This window comes from uncultured Clostridium sp., assembly GCF_934754915.1.
Classification (GTDB): Bacteria; Bacillota; Clostridia; order Clostridiales; family Clostridiaceae; genus Clostridium.
Genome location: NZ_CAKVKB010000006.1, coordinates 30,369 through 46,382, shown reverse-complemented (window position 1 = coordinate 46,382; position 16,014 = coordinate 30,369). Strand labels below are relative to the sequence as shown.

Sequence of the window (16,014 nt, the reverse complement as noted above, 5' to 3'; positions counted from 1 at the left end):
ATTTCACAACAATAATTATAGTTGCAATAATTATAATCATACGTTCAAATTAACAATGTACAATTGCTATTAACACCTGTATATACATTAGTATATATTCTGATTCTTCTTGTGTAAAGCTTTCTTGATATTTTTAATCCTAAAATAATTTGAAACATTTACATTTGATATTTTTTTAAATTTATTCAAATTTAAGCTTATAATTTTGCAACAATCAAATCTTTTAAATTCTATAGTTGTCTTACTTTTCTACTATTTCTATAATATATATGTTATCATTAATGTAACTTTCATTTATAAACAAGGAGGATTTCAAATAATGGAAAACATAACTATGCTTGGCACAGGATCTGCTATGGTAACAAAATGTTATAATACATGTTTTACTATTTCAAACGCAGATAATGAACATTTTTTAGTTGATGCTGGTGGTGGAAATACAATACTATCCAACCTTGAAAAAGCAAACATATCAATAAACCAGATACATAATATGTTTATTTCACATAACCATAATGATCATATATTAGGTGCCATATGGGTCATCAGAGCTGTAGCAAATTCTATGCTCAATTCTAAATATAATGGAGTTTTTAATATATACTGTCATCAAAAATCAATAGATGCTATAAAAACCATAAGTTCATTTGTTCTTCAGAAAAAATTTCTAAATCTCTTTGATATCAAAATCTTATTTCATGAAATAAGCAACAATTCTTCAATTGATATTTTAGGAAGAAGAACTATCTTTTTTGATATCAATAGTACTAAAGAACTTCAGCATGGATTTACCACAATTCTTGAAAATGGTAAAAAACTTACTTTTTTAGGTGATGAACCTTATAGAGAGACTGTAAAAGAATATTGTGAAAATTCTGATTATCTTATGCATGAAGCTTTCTGTCTATATTCTCAAAAAGATATTTTCAAGCCATATGAAAAGCATCATGCAACAGCAAAGGATGCCTGTATGAATGCAGCAAAACTCAATGTAAAAAATATAATTTTATATCATACTGAAGATAAAAATCTTGATAAAAGAAAAGATTCTTATACAAAAGAAGGAAAACAAGTATTTAATGGTAAAATATTTGTTCCAGATGATTTGGATATTATTCCTTTGGTTTAAAATTACTCATAAAAATATGAACTTTCTTATCTTTTCTAGAAAATTCATATAAAATAAAATTGTTATATAAATAATCATTACATAATGCCCAGTTCTAAATTTTATAAATACTAATCATCATGTAATGATTTTTATTCAACAAAACTATTGATAGTTAGATGACTTTTTATTAATTCTTCTTCACTTCAATTGTAGGAAATTTAATATTTTTATATTTCTTGAATTTTTCATTTACAATTTTCAAATTTTCCTCAGTATAAAAGCCACCTTGAGTAGCTATGATCTCTTTAACATGGTTATTTCTTCCTTCTCTTGTTGTACGGTCATGAACTAGTCCATTTTTTTCAATAACAAATTTCCACTTTCCATCTTCTGTTTTTTGCAATTTTCCTCCAGCTCCACATACCTGGCATTCTACTTCAAAGCTTACACCGTCCCACTGAGGAGCTCCTAAAATCAAAGCATTTCCATGACAATTTGGACACCATCCCATATCTTCATCACCAAGCCATTTTCTGTTTTCTACTGGAGTATTTAATGACTTCATTACATTTTCTCCCATCCTATGAGCTCTTTGTATCATTTCATCATGTAATAAACACTGTCTCGGTGCAGGGACTCTTGAAGCCATATACATATCAATTACCTGATAATCATTTAAACTACATGTTATTTGAAGGGCTTCTAATGACATTGACTGCCATGCACGTGTGGAACCTCCTACAGACATTATTGCTGCGACTTTATCTTTATGTACAATTTCACCTAACGCCTCTAAAAATGGTGTTTCATAACACAAATTTCTATGCATGAACCTCAAAAATTCTGAATTAGGCATAAGATAATATGTCGGAACAGAAACTATTAATCCATCCGTTTCTAGCATAACATCCATAATAGCCTTCTTATCATCTTTCTTTTCTAGTATACAAGGTACTTTTTTTCCTTCTACCATTCCTTGAGTACATGCTGTACACCCTGTACAATCCATAATATTATAATCCTTTAGATTTATCATAGTAACTTCTGCACCTTTTTCTTGACATGCTAAAAGTGCTTCTTTTAATAGAATCTCTGAATTAGAATTTTTTCTGCCTGTAGTTATGCCTAATATTTTTAATCCCATATGTTTCCCTCCAACCATGAACAAATATTTCTATTTAATTTTTATCATTTAAATAAGGTATAAATTTATACGCTGCATTTAAGCTTTCATTTTCTATTTTCTTACCTGGCATATCTGGCATATACATTATAAAATCCCTCTTTTCATTATTAAATTTATTATATTATTCATAAGTCAATTATATCACTATTATCTCAAATATATACTATTTTGTATAAAATATAATAATTATGTAAATAATTCAATAATTATCAAGAAAAGATAATTTTATAATCATTTTCTAAAAGTACAGCAAAATAATTTTTCTCAATTTATCTTTTTCTAAAATAAAGAAACTGTCCTAAGACTGATAAATACAGTCCTAAAACAGTTTCTCTATTCCTAATTAAGCAAATATCTTTTTAGCAATCTCTACTGATTCTTTTGCATCCTTTGCATAAAAATCTGCTCCTATCTGATCAGCATACTCTGGAGTGAGAACAGCTCCTCCAACAAAAACTTTTCCTTTATATCCGCTTTCTTTTAATGCAGTTATAGTATCTTCCATACTTCTTATTGTCGTTGTCATTAAAGCACTTAGCCCAATAAGTTTAACATCATGCTTTTTAGCTTCACTTACAACAGTTTCAATAGGAACATCCTTTCCTAAATCTATCATTTCATATCCATAATTTTCAAGTATGACTTTAACGATATTTTTTCCTATATCATGGATATCTCCTTTAACTGTTGCAATTATTATCTTTCCTTTTGATATTGTTTCAGTATTATTTTTAGATATTTCAGATTTTAATACTGTAAATGAATTCTTTACAGTTTCCGCTGCTTGTATTAATTGTGGCAGAAATAAAATTCCTTTTTCATACTGCTCTCCAACTTCATCCAATGCAGGTATTAGATATTCATTTACTATTTCTAATGGTTCATGTTCTTTTAATAATTCAATTGTTGCAGTTTTTGCTTCTTCTTTAAGCCCCTTTATTACAACATACTTTAAATCATGTTCCTTATTATCTGCTGCCTGTCCTCCATTTCCTTCTGATGATCCATTGCCTTTTACACTACTTTCAATTGTAACATTAGCATAATTTTTAATATAGTGTTCAGAACCTTTATCATAGTTATAAAGTACATTATATGAATCTATAACTCTTATCATGCCATTTTCATTTGGGTTCATTATTGGAAGATCAAGCCCATTTGCAAGTGCCAGTGCTAAAAATGTTTCATTGATAAGTTTTCTGTTTGGAAGTCCAAAAGATATATTTGAAACTCCTAAAAGAGTTTTTACTCCTAATTTCTCTTTGACCATCCTTACAGCTTTTAATGTTTCCTGAACCTCTTCCTGCTGAGCTGAAACAGTAAGTACAAGACAATCTATAAATACATTTTCTTTTCTTATTCCATATTCAGCAGCCTTATTTACTACTTTCTGGGCAATTTTAAATCTATCTTCTGCTTTTTTAGGTATTCCCTTTTCATCTAAAGTAAGCCCTATAACATTTGCACCATATTTTTTTACAAGAGGAAGTACAGTATCCAGTACTTTATCTTCACCATTTACAGAATTAAGATTAGGTTTTCCGTTATAATATCTCAACCCTTTTTCAATAGCAATTTTATCTGACGAATCTATCTGAAGAGGTATATCAAGTATTCCCTGAATTTCTCTTACTACTCTACGCATCATATTAGGCTCATCAATTTTAGGAAGACCTACATTTACATCAAGAATATGTGCACCTGCCTCAGCCTGAGCAACTGCTGTACTAAGAATATAATCCATATCCTCATTTATAAGTGCCTGTTTAAATAATTTTTTTCCTGTTGGATTTATTCTTTCTCCGACAATTCTTACTCCATCAATTCTTACAACTTTTGATGGAGTACATACAGCTTCATAATAATTTTTTTCTCTCTTTGTAACTTTTTTGTCTTTAGTCCTTTCTGCAAGCTCTCTTATATAATCCGGAGTAGTACCACAACATCCTCCAATTATACTTACACCGCTTTCAATGAAACTGCATAATGTTTCCGCAAATTCTTCCTTTGTAACATCATATTTTGTTTCATTATTTATTGATAATGTAGGAAGACCCGCATTAGGTTGAACCATTACAGGAATATTAGATAGTCTACATATTTCTTCCACAACAGGTTTAAGCTGTTTTGGTCCTAATGAACAGTTTACTCCTAATGCATCAACTCCAAGTCCTTCAAGAACTAAAACCATTGCTTCTGGAAGACATCCAGTAAATGTTCTTCCATTTTCCTCAAAGGTCATTGTGCATAATATTGGAAGATCACTGTGTTCCTTCGCAGCAAGAACTGCTGCCTTAAGTTCATATAAATCAGTCATTGTTTCAAAAAGAATAACATCTGCTCCTGATTTCACACCTTGAATAATTTGACGTTTAAATATTTCATAAGCTTCATCAAAACTCAATGTTCCCATTGGTTCAAGAAGTTCACCTATTGGCCCTATGTCAAGAGCAATATATACTTCCTTGTTTCCTCTTGCTTTTTTAGCAATTTTAATAGCTGCATCTACAGCTTCTTCGACCTGAAGATTACAAAGCTTTAACTTTCTTTCATTTGCTCCAAATGTATTTGTTGTTATTACATTTGCACCGCTTTCTATATATTCTTTATGTATTTCCTCAATTATTTCTGGTGATTTTATATTAAGTAACTCTGGATTTTCTCCAACCTTTAACCCTTTTTTCTGAAGCATTGTCCCCATTGCTCCATCAAATATTAATATTTTTTCCTTTATTAACTCTTTAAGCCCCACAAGTTTCTCCTTCTCTTCTGAAACTGCAATTATTGTAATTGTTACAATTTTCACAGTTTCTCGTATTTATTTTAACATTTGAATTTACAATACCTATTATTGCTGTAACAGATTTCCTGGGAAATAGCAGATTATTTTCCGATACAGTAAGCCCTATCTTTTTATTTGCATCCAATACACGCAGAAAACTATTTTGTATTTCAAGAGGCAAATCTCCATACCCAGGACTATATCTAAATGTAATCTTCATTCCTTTTTTCTCTGCTTTCTTTCTTATTTCATCTTCTATCTTGTCACAAATTTCTTCAACTGCAGTAGTTGCACATGCATCAATAATAAGTGCCTTTGTAAGATTTGTCTTTTCATAAAGACGAGTTTTCTTTTCAATCTCATTTCCAAGAGTAACAGCCATAAGAACACATTCCTTAGATGCTCTTAAATGCTTCATTATATCATTTCCTGTCAGCATGAGATTTGTATCAAGAACTTCTATTCCTTCCTTTGTATTCTGAATATTTCTATATTCATAGACAGCTCGTGGAATTATTATTTTTCTTATCTCTTCTCTGCACTGATCAATCATTTCACTCATATTTTCATCTATCTTTTGACCCTTGTGTCCCAAATATCTCAGTACTTCTTCTCTGTCAATTTTTAATTCTAATGCATTCATAATCTCTCCACTATCACTATCCCTTCTTAATATATATTTCCAATAATCAAATAAATATTGCAAATATCCATCATTCATTGTAAATTGTACATTTGTTAATTGGAACATATATATTATCAAAATATGATTAAAAGTTTCATTTAAAATTTGTTGAAATGTTTTATAAAATATATTGCATATTCATATTATGAAACAAAAAACACCTAAGGTACTCCTTAGGTGTAAAGCTTTCTAAAAACACCTTATCTATCAGTAAAAAACTGCAGGATTTGGCACCACATATATAAATATTGGTTGCCGGGCTTCATAGGGCCAGTCCCTCCACCACTCTTGATAAGTATCATTATTGCATTTATTATATATCTTTATTTTAAATTTGTAAAGAAAAATGTTAAAATTTTATCTTTCTTATCAATAATAAAATTATGGAAAATATACTAAAAGACAGACTAATCATCATTATGTAATTAACTATCTGTTTAGGTGAAAAACCTTTTTCTTCAAGTCTGAAATGTATCTGACTCCTATCTGCTTGATATACTGGTTTTCCTTCTGAAAATCTCTTAAATATAACAAATAAATTATCAAATATAGGCACTGCAAGTGCAAGTATTGGTATAAACAGGCTCATTACTGTTGTCTGCTTAAACATACCATCTAATGCAGTAACACTTAAAATAAATCCTAAAAAATTTGCTCCTGAATCCCCCATAAAAACTTTAGCTGGATATTTATTATAATACAGAAAACCTATTATGCTTCCAGATAAAATCACCGAAACCATTGCTGATGAATCCTGCTGTCCCAGAATTAATGCTGCAATAAAAAATGTCATTGCTGAAATCAAAGATAATCCTCCAGCGAGTCCATCTTTACCATCTGACCAGTTTATAACTGTAGTAACACCAAATATCCATGTTATAGTAAGAATAAACTGAATAGTTGTGCTAAGTGTTATAAATTCTGATGTAAATGGATTTGTGAATCCTTTAAAAAATATACCTGACTGAAATACAATTATGGCTGACATCAATTGTACTATCAATCTTGGCATGATTGGGAATTCCTTTCCCTTTGTTTTATAATAATCATCAACAAGACCAATTAACAAGATCATTGTTGCTCCTATGAATATAGCCTTTTGTTGTACTGCATTCTCTTCTTCAACAAATAAAAAATATGAAATAAAAAATCCTATGTATATTGCAATTCCTCCACATAACGGTGTTGGAGTTTTATGTTGCTTTCTTTTATTAGGTTTATCTGTAAATTCCAGTTTATGAGATAGTTTCATAAGAAATGGCATGATAATCAATGCTGCTGTTAATGCAATCATCATTGCTAATATATAATTCATCTTATCTACTCCTTAGTTAAAATCATCATAGCCTTATAATAATTTTGAATTTTCTATCCATTTGATTATACTATTAATAATATGGTATATCAATTACAAAATTATTAATTTTATTTATCATCAGCCTCTTTTATTAAATTCTATTTGCTTATTTTCATTGTTTAAAACTCATAATAAAAGTACTCTCTTACTATGAAATAACTAATTCTTTAATAAACTTTACAATATTGAAATATAAGTTAAAATATAAAATTTAATAATAAGAATTTTTAAAAAATAACTTAAAGTTTTTTATATGAAATCTCTCCCATAAAGAAATCATATAAAAAGAGTACTGAAAAACAGTACTCTTTTTATACTATAAATCTAGCCTCTTTGTTCAATCATGCTCTTAACTTTCATTAATCTAGTTGTAGCAGATCTTTCATTTTCATCTAGTCTCATTCTTATATACTTTATAGTCTCTTGAAGCTGAGGTATTGTCATGTATTCAAGAGCATTAACTCTTCTTCTAGTGCTTTCAATTTCATCAGCCATTAACTGACATGACTTTTCTACTTCTGCAAGCTCTAGTAATTGTGGAAGAATTCCATAAAGTTTTGAAAGTGTATCGTCAAGCTCTGAAGATGTATTTGCAAATCCATAAGGATATATGCTTCCTTCGTCTCCTTCAAGCTGTCTCTTGAAGTTCATTACTGGAACAGATACACTCATAACATTCTTTTCTCCAACTTCAACACTTATATGCTCTTTAGGATATACAATAGCTTCTTCTAAGAATTCAGAACTCATTACAGCACTTGCCATAACAAAATCCTTAAGAGAACTTTGAAGATTGTCTTCAACTTCTTTTCTTAGTTTGTTATTATATTTAACAAGATTAATGAATTGTCTCATTAATTCATCTTGTTTATCCTTTAAAAGTTTATGACTTCTTGTTGATGTTGCTAGTCTTTTCTTAAGCTTAGTGAGTTCCATTCTAGTAGGATTGACGTTTAACTTAGCCATAGACTATTCTTCCTCTCTTGGCAGATATTTTTCAAGGTATTCATCTCTGATTCTCTTAAGTTCAGTTCTAGGAATCATCTTTAATAATTTCCATCCTAAATCAAGAGTTTCTTCAATACTTCTATTAGTATTAAATCCTTGTGATACATACTCATTTTCAAAAGCTTCAGCAAATTTAGCTAATTTCTTATCTGTATCAGATAAAGCAGATTCTCCTAAGATTGCTGATAATTCTTTTGCTTGTTTACCTTGTGAATATGCTGCAAATAATTGGTTCATAGTATCTGCATGGTCTTCTCTAGTCTTTCCTTTACCAATACCTTTATCTTTAAGTCTTGAAAGTGATGGTAAAACATCAATTGGTGGCATTAAACCTTTCTTATATAATTCTCTTGAAAGGATAATCTGACCTTCTGTAATATATCCAGTTAAGTCTGGAATTGGATGTGTCTTATCATCTTCAGGCATTGTAAGTATTGGAATCTGAGTTATTGAACCTTCTTTACCTCTGATTCTTCCTGCTCTTTCATATAAAGTAGAAAGGTCAGTATATAAATATCCTGGATATCCTCTTCTTCCTGGAACTTCTTTTCTAGCTGCTGAAATTTCTCTTAATGCTTCAGCATAGTTTGTGATATCTGTCATTATTACAAGAACCTGCATTCCCTTTTCATATGCTAAGTATTCAGCACAAGTTAATGCCATTCTTGGAGTAGCTATTCTTTCGATAGCTGGGTCAGATGCTAAGTTCATGAATAGAACTGATCTGTCAATCGCACCTGTCTTTTTAAATTCATCAACGAAGAATTCAGCTTCTTCGAATGTAATACCTATAGCTGCAAATACAATTGCGAACTTAGAATCAGAATTTAAAACTTTCGCTTGTCTTGCAATTTGTGCAGCAAGTTCTTGGTGTGGAAGTCCTGATGCTGAGAAAACTGGAAGTTTTTGTCCTCTAACTAGAGTGTTAAGTCCATCAATAGCAGAAACTCCTGTTTGAATAAATTCTGATGGGAAATCTCTAGCCATTGGATTTATAGCTTCACCATTTATATCAACTCTTTTTTCTGGTATGATTTCTGGACCATTATCATTTGGTCTACCCATACCATCAAATACTCTACCAACCATATCTTCAGATACACCTAGTTCAAGTGGTCTTCCTAAGAATTTAGCTTTAGTACCTTTTAATTTTATACCAGAAGATCCTTCGAAAATCTGAACCATAGCTTTTGATCCATTAACTTCAAGAACCTTACCTCTTCTTTTTTCACCAGTATGAAGTTCTATATCAACTAATTCGTCATATTTAACGCCTTCAACACCCTCAACAACCATCAAAGGGCCAACAACTTCTGTAACTGTTCTATACTCTTTAAGCATTTGCTACCCCTCCTTTGCTTATTAAGTCATCAATTGCAGCATGTAAATCTACAGCAATCTGATCTATCTTATCTAGATCATCTTCGTGTATGTACTTACTTCTTGCAATTCTGTCTTTTAAATCTTCCATAGCCATTATATCGCTTAAGTAAACACCAGCTTCTAATGCTCTTTCAGCTTCATGTCTATATCCTAAGATAAGACTTAACATTTTATATTGTTTCTTTAAAGATGTATAAGTATCAACTTCATGGAAACCATTTTGTTGTAAATAGTCTTCTCTTATTGACTTAGCAACATCTAATTTTAATCTATCTTTTTCAGATAATGCATCTATACCTACAAGTCTTACTATTTCTTGTAATTGAGCTTCTTCTTGAAGAATAGTCATAGCTTCTAATCTTAAAGCTCCCCAGTTATCTGCAACATTTTCATCCATCCATTGATCAATTGTATCTTGATATAATGAATATGAAGTTAACCAGTTGATTGTTGGGAAGTGTCTTTGATAAGCAAGTTGTGCATCAAGTCCCCAGAATACTTTAACTATTCTTAAAGTACCTTGTGATACTGGTTCAGAAATATCTCCTCCTGGAGGTGATACGGCACCGATAGCAGTGATTGAACCTTCTCTTCCGTCATTACCTAAACATTCAACTTTACCAGCTCTTTCATAGTAATCAGCAAGTCTTGATCCAAGATAAGCTGGATAACCTTCATCACCAGGCATTTCTTCAAGTCTACCAGACATTTCTCTTAATGCTTCTGCCCATCTTGAAGTAGAGTCAGCCATTATTGATACTGAGTATCCCATATCTCTGAAATATTCAGCTATTGTGATACCTGTGTATATTGAAGCTTCTCTGGCAGCAACTGGCATGTTTGAAGTATTAGCTATAAGAACTGTTCTCTTCATTAATGATTGACCAGTCTTAGGGTCAATAAGTTCTGGGAACTCATTAACAACATCTGTCATTTCGTTACCACGTTCACCGCATCCAACGTAAACAACTATTTCAGCATCTCCCCATTTAGCAATCTGGTGCTGAGTAACTGTTTTTCCAGCTCCGAATGGTCCTGGAATAGCAGCTGCTCCACCCTTTGCAACAGGGAAGAAAGTATCAATAACTCTTTGGCCAGTTAACATTGGTTCTTTAGGATTGATTTTTTTCTTATATGGTCTACCTTTTCTTACTGGCCACTTTTGCATTAATTGAACTTCTTTATCTCCGTCTTTAGTTTCAACTACTGCAACTGTTTCTACAACAGTAAAACTTCCACCTTTAATTTCTTTGATTTTTCCTTCAATTCCTACTGGAATCATTATTTTTTGTAAAACTACAGGAGTTTCTTGAACTGTACCAATAATATCTCCTGGTTCTACCACATCTCCTACCTTAGCAGTTGGATTGAACTCCCATTTTTTATCTCTATCTAAAGCTGGAACTGAAACCCCTCTAGTAAGGAATGCTGAATTAGCAACCTCCATAAATTTATCTAGTGGTCTTTGTATTCCATCAAACATGGCTTCCATAAGTCCTGGTCCAAGTTCAACACTAAGTGGTTCTCCTGTAGTTACAACTGGATCTCCAGGTCCTATTCCTGATGTTTCTTCGTAAACCTGAATTGAAGCCTTATCGCCTCTCATTTCAATAATTTCACCGATAAGTCCTTTTTCTCCAACCTTACATACGTCTTGTATATTAGCTTCATCCATACCTTCAGCAACTACTAAAGGTCCTGAAACTTTAATTATCTTTCCGGTCTTCAACGCACTAACCTACCTTTCTATAAAATATTCATGCCGACAGCTTTTTCAACATTATCGCTGATTCTCTGCATACCTATATTAAGTGATCCTTGATTTCCTGGTATTAATATAATAGCTGGAAGTACTGCTTTATTATATCTTTCAATAGTTTCTTCGATATTTTGTGCAACCTGCTCAGTCACGAAGATAACTGCGTAGTCATTTTTAGCTAATGTATCGATAGTTTTTCTTGCTTCGCTATTTTCAACTACTGGAAACACATCAATTCCAAGTGCTTTGAAAGCTAAAACAGAATCCTTATCTCCAACTACACCTATTTTCTTAAACATAAATATCACGCAGCCTTTCTCTTACTACTTCCGCAGAAATATTATTGAGTTTACCAACCATTATGATTCTAATAATCTTGATTTCTGTTTCTTTAGCATAAATATAAGCTAATAATGGCTCAACACCAAATGGTATTATTTTAGCTTCTTTCATCATATCCATAACATAGTTATCTGCAAGTTTTTCTAATAAACTTACTGAACCAGTCTTAGTATAGTATTCTATACCGCTTCTTATAAATTCAGCATAATCTGTATAAGCAAGCTTTGTTGATATGTTTTCAGCAGCATCATTAAGCATACTAATTAACTTATCTTTATCTATAGATCCTCCTTCAATAATAACAGAAGCAAAGAATTCTCTGCCTTTGTTTTGCTTTTTAACTCTCAAAAGAGTCTTTAAATTTGTAGAATCTATTAAAGCATCTACATATTTAGTAACAAATCTGTCATTAATCTCATTTTTGATTTCAACTAATGATTTAAACATATATTTATCTAATATAATATCAATAACCTGTGGGTCATTAGTATTTTCAAAAGAAAGCTTTACTTCTTCTACTCCTTCTCTCATTAAATGGGGAAGTTCTGAAAGATTTCCATTTTCTATCATATTCTTTAATGAATTGCCTTCAATTGTTCCAACAGGAATCAAAAGATATGAAAAATCTTTCTTTAAAAACATACCTTTTAAAATTACTTTTATATTTTGATAATCATACTTTATACTCATTAAATCAACAAGAGATTTTACAGGGCTTATGTCGTACATTACAGTAAATAATCTTTTTAATTCTCCACCTAAAATTACTTCATAATCCTCTGCCCTCTTAACATTTGTCATAACATTGGCATACTCTGTTTCCTGAAGAACTTTTAATACTTCTTCAGCAGAATGTGAATCTATCATTCTGTCTATTTTTGCTTTATCAAGGAGTTTTGTCTCGTATACTCTAATTCTAGGTATAACCTGACTAAATTGCATTTCATCCATCAGTTAACCTCCTTAACTAAACAACACTCTTGCTACTTCTAAACTTAAATCATCCTTTATTGAAGTTACTAAAGCTTCAAAAGTATTATTTATTTCTATGCCATCTTTTTCTAAAATGAATCCACCTTCAAAATCGCCTGTGTTTTCACTCATTTTTATAACAGCCTTTTTACCAAGTTCTTTGTTGATTTCTGCTACAAAAGTTTCATCAACTACTTTCTTTCCTTTTGCATTTAATATAAGGTTTTGTTCACCTTCGATTGCACTGTTTAAAATTGATTCTTTAATAAATTCTTTTAAATCAGATGCAGAACAATTAGAAAGTTCAGTAATACTTGTTTTAAATATTTCGCTTATAACTTTTTGTTTTGCTTCTAATTTTTCATTTCTAGCATGTAATTGTGCTCCTGAAATGATTCTATCTTTTCTAGATGCAGCTTCTCTTTCAGCTTTTTCCAGCATAGTCTTTTCAACTGCACTGGCTTCTGTTTGTTTCTTGCTGAGAATTTTGTTTTTTTCATTCTCTGCATCGTTTAAGATGACTGCCTTTTTATCTTCTGCATCCTTTAAGATTTTAGAAGTTAAATTACTTAAATTAGACATTTACTCACATCCTCATCTTAATACTACTAACCAAAACTATTTTTACTATGCAACAGTTGATGCAGCATTAACTAATAAGAATGATACAACGAATCCTAATAATGCATAAGTTTCAACCATGGCAGCTAATACCATACCTTTTGTTGTATGTTCTGGATTTTTAGCTAAGATTTGAATACCAGCAGCAGCAGCTTTACCTTGAGCAATAGCTGACCATAAACCAGCAATAGCAATTGGTAAACAAGCAAATAATAAGTATAAACCTTGAGCTAATGTAGTATCACCACTTAATTGGAAAAATGCTAATAATCCAATAACGAATCCATAAAGACCTTGTGTACCTGGTAATAATTCAAGAACTAATGCTTTACCAAATTTCTCTGGTTGTTCTGCTAATAAACTTGCCGCGCTTTGACCAACAATACCAACACCTTTAGCAGAACCAACACCTGACATACCTACTGCAAGTGCAACTCCTAGTGCACCAAATACCATTCCTCCAAAATTTTCTACGAAATAGTTAATCCAACTCATTTCCATTTTAAAATCCTCCTACTCTCTTGTTAAATTAATATATTCATTTTGTGTTTCAAATGGTTTGAAGGCTTTTCCTCCACCATCATAGAACTTTCCGAAATATTCAACATAAGTTAATCTTAATGTATGAACATATCCACTTAATAACGATAATAATAAGTTTACTGTCTGGAATATTACGAATATTAATGGACCTATTAAAAATACACCTATTGGACCCGGTATCATTTCTACAATCATATTAACGGCACCAGCAATAGATCCTCCTGATAATCCTATAGCCATAAGTCTTGTATAAGAAACTAAGTCTCCAACATAACTTGTTATTCCATATAATTCATATAATCCAGAACCTACTTTACCACCAGCACTCTTAGCACTTCTTCCTTGTGTAAGTACAATTGCTATAGCACCTAAAATAGAGCCGTATTTACCAATTGTAGCACATACTGGTATATCTAACATCATACCTGCTGCAAGTAACCCAAGAGAAACCAATATAAGTAACCATGAGCCTGAATCCATTAATGCATCCATAGGTTTTCCTAACTTTATTAAAACATAAGCTTTTATAAATAAAGCAAATAATATCTGTATTGCACCAAATGCTACTGATAATGCTAAAATGCTCATAACATCAGTACTAGTATCAAAAAGTCTTGGCAACTGATCTTTGAATAAATCTCCAAAGAACGCTCCATAAACTGCCCCAAAAGCAAATGTTGGGTAGCTTAAATAATGGAAGAATTTAATCATTTTCTTCATTCCATCATCAAAATGCAAGAATTTAAGTGCAAGTAATGTACATATAAACATAAGAAGTCCATATCCCATATCGGCAACCATCATTCCAAAGAATATTAGATAGAATGGTGTAACCAATGGTGTTGGGTCAATCTCATTGTACTTTGGTAATGCATACATTGATGTAACATCCTCAAACGCTGAATTTAACGCGTTATTTTCTAATGCTACAGGAACGTCATCAATTTCTTCCTCTTTTACATCTTCAAAGTTTAAGTAATAATCTTCACCTAAAACTTCGTCAGCAATCTTAGTAAATTTTTCATTATACTTAGCAGGTACCCATCCTTGGATTAAAGACACACTATCAGTTTTTAAGAACTTAGTTGTAACATTTTTTCTTCCTACAAGGTTGTTATAGTACTCATATGCTAATTGTAATTTTTTCAATTCTTCATCATATCCAGCTAGTTCTTCTTTTATGATGAACTTATCTGAGTCAATTAAAGAAACTCTTTCATTATAATCATGTATTAATTTCAAAGGAGTTTCTTTTTCTTCTGTTTTAAAAGGAGTAAATCCAAACCCTCTTAATATTTCAGATGAATTTTCAGCATAGTCTTTGTTGCATAATGCAAAGAAATATGTATCTTGATTATCTTTAGATACTACTTCAACATAGCAGTCAGTCAACTCACTATTTAAAGCTTCTTCATATTGATTTGCAACACTTCCTAAGAAATATACAGTTTCTTCAAGTTCTTTTAATGAACCTAAAGGTGCATCGAAGTCTTTATATGGCTGTAAACTTTGTACAATACCTTGTAACTTCGTTTTTTCATTTTCCAACTTAGTTAACTCATCATCTTTTGATTTAACCTTGTTGTATATTTCTTCCCACTTGCTTAGTTTTACTTTGCTTTCAAGTTCGCTTAAGCTCAATGAAAGTTTTTCTGTACGTAAAACTTTAAGTGCAGATTGTTTAGGCACATAGTCTTGTAAAAACTGTAGGGCAAATTTAACCTTTGATAATTGCTCTTCCCACTTTGCAACATCAGAATCAACTACATCTTTAGTTAAATCTTTAAGAACTTCACTTTCTTCTAAAATTGTTTCATCTTGAAGATCGATAAATTCTGCATTTGAAAAACTCTGTAGTCTTTCAAGTAACTCTTCCTTTTTTGATTCAAAGGCTAACAAAGTGAATTTATTCATTTTAACTATTGCCATGAATCTTCACTATCCTCTCAACTACTAATTTTATAGCATTAAGTTTTTTGTCTTGAGATACATTTAATATATCTTCTGCTTCCTTTTTCCCTTTTGCCAATATAGGTTCAGCTTCTTTATTTCCCATATCGACAGCTTCGTTTATAAGCTTATCAGCTTTTTCCTTTGCTTTGGCTAAAACTTCATCATATTGCTTTCCTGCTTCAGCTATAGCTTTTTGAACAATTTCTTTTGCTTCAGCATTTGCATTTTTAACAATATCCTTAGCTTTTGCTTCAGTTTGTTTAATTTCTTCGATTGCTTCTAATGCCAAAATCTCACCACCTTTAACGCCTC

14 protein-coding genes and 1 riboswitch are annotated in these 16,014 nt (G+C 31.2%); of the genes, 1 reads left to right on the top strand and 13 read right to left on the bottom strand.

Annotation, left to right across the window (positions count from 1 at the left end; genetic code table 11):
• Positions 1–319 precede the first annotated feature (319 nt).
• Entirely contained in the window at positions 320–1,129 is an 810-nt protein-coding gene (locus Q0F58_RS02220; RefSeq protein ID WP_294371966.1) for an MBL fold metallo-hydrolase, read from the top strand.
• A gap of 169 nt (positions 1,130–1,298) precedes the next feature.
• Here the strand turns inward: Q0F58_RS02220 and Q0F58_RS02215 are convergent, their stop codons facing one another.
• From Q0F58_RS02215 to Q0F58_RS02155, 13 genes are all read right to left on the bottom strand, one after another.
• Positions 1,299–2,255, bottom strand: a complete 957-nt coding sequence (locus Q0F58_RS02215; RefSeq protein ID WP_294371963.1) for a flavodoxin family protein — start codon at positions 2,253–2,255, stop codon at positions 1,299–1,301.
• Between the two features lie 385 nt (positions 2,256–2,640).
• Positions 2,641–5,049: a homocysteine S-methyltransferase family protein gene (locus Q0F58_RS02210; RefSeq protein ID WP_294372060.1), complete on the bottom strand. Its 2,409-nt coding sequence runs from the start codon at positions 5,047–5,049 to the stop codon at positions 2,641–2,643.
• Positions 5,039–5,722, bottom strand: coding sequence for a vitamin B12 dependent-methionine synthase activation domain-containing protein (locus Q0F58_RS02205; protein ID WP_294371960.1), 684 nt, complete (start codon positions 5,720–5,722; stop codon positions 5,039–5,041). Before Q0F58_RS02205 ends, Q0F58_RS02210 begins: the two co-directional genes overlap by 11 nt.
• Before the next feature lie 239 nt (positions 5,723–5,961).
• Positions 5,962–6,062: riboswitch (SAM riboswitch) on the bottom strand.
• A 51-nt stretch (positions 6,063–6,113) separates the two neighbouring features.
• A complete protein-coding gene (locus Q0F58_RS02200) occupies positions 6,114–7,079 on the bottom strand; it encodes an MraY family glycosyltransferase (protein WP_294371957.1) in 966 nt (321 codons plus the stop codon).
• A 366-nt stretch (positions 7,080–7,445) separates the two neighbouring features.
• Positions 7,446–8,087, bottom strand: coding sequence for a V-type ATP synthase subunit D (locus Q0F58_RS02195; protein ID WP_294371954.1), 642 nt, complete (start codon positions 8,085–8,087; stop codon positions 7,446–7,448).
• Positions 8,088–8,090: 3 nt separating this feature from the next.
• The gene (locus Q0F58_RS02190) at positions 8,091–9,470 is read right to left on the bottom strand and encodes a V-type ATP synthase subunit B (RefSeq protein WP_294371951.1); all 1,380 of its coding nucleotides are present in this window, start codon (positions 9,468–9,470) and stop codon (positions 8,091–8,093) included.
• The gene (locus Q0F58_RS02185) at positions 9,463–11,241 is read right to left on the bottom strand and encodes a V-type ATP synthase subunit A (protein ID WP_294371948.1); all 1,779 of its coding nucleotides are present in this window, start codon (positions 11,239–11,241) and stop codon (positions 9,463–9,465) included. Before Q0F58_RS02185 ends, Q0F58_RS02190 begins: the two co-directional genes overlap by 8 nt.
• A 17-nt stretch (positions 11,242–11,258) precedes the next feature.
• On the bottom strand, positions 11,259–11,570 hold the full coding sequence (locus tag Q0F58_RS02180; protein ID WP_294371945.1) for a V-type ATP synthase subunit F: 312 nt from the start codon (positions 11,568–11,570) through the stop codon (positions 11,259–11,261).
• Complete coding sequence (locus Q0F58_RS02175) at positions 11,563–12,564, bottom strand: V-type ATP synthase subunit C (protein ID WP_294371942.1); 1,002 nt, start codon at positions 12,562–12,564, stop codon at positions 11,563–11,565. Before Q0F58_RS02175 ends, Q0F58_RS02180 begins: the two co-directional genes overlap by 8 nt.
• Before the next feature lie 12 nt (positions 12,565–12,576).
• Positions 12,577–13,167: a V-type ATP synthase subunit E gene (locus Q0F58_RS02170; RefSeq protein ID WP_294371940.1), complete on the bottom strand. Its 591-nt coding sequence runs from the start codon at positions 13,165–13,167 to the stop codon at positions 12,577–12,579.
• Positions 13,168–13,212: 45 nt separating this feature from the next.
• The gene (locus Q0F58_RS02165; RefSeq protein WP_294371936.1) at positions 13,213–13,707 is read right to left on the bottom strand and encodes a V-type ATP synthase subunit K; all 495 of its coding nucleotides are present in this window, start codon (positions 13,705–13,707) and stop codon (positions 13,213–13,215) included.
• A 12-nt stretch (positions 13,708–13,719) separates the two neighbouring features.
• Entirely contained in the window at positions 13,720–15,678 is a 1,959-nt protein-coding gene (locus tag Q0F58_RS02160) for a V-type ATP synthase subunit I (RefSeq protein WP_294371934.1), read from the bottom strand.
• Positions 15,665–15,991 (bottom strand): ATPase, encoded by a 327-nt coding sequence (locus Q0F58_RS02155; protein ID WP_294371932.1) that lies wholly within the window; start codon positions 15,989–15,991, stop codon positions 15,665–15,667. Before Q0F58_RS02155 ends, Q0F58_RS02160 begins: the two co-directional genes overlap by 14 nt.
• Positions 15,992–16,014 lie beyond the last annotated feature (23 nt).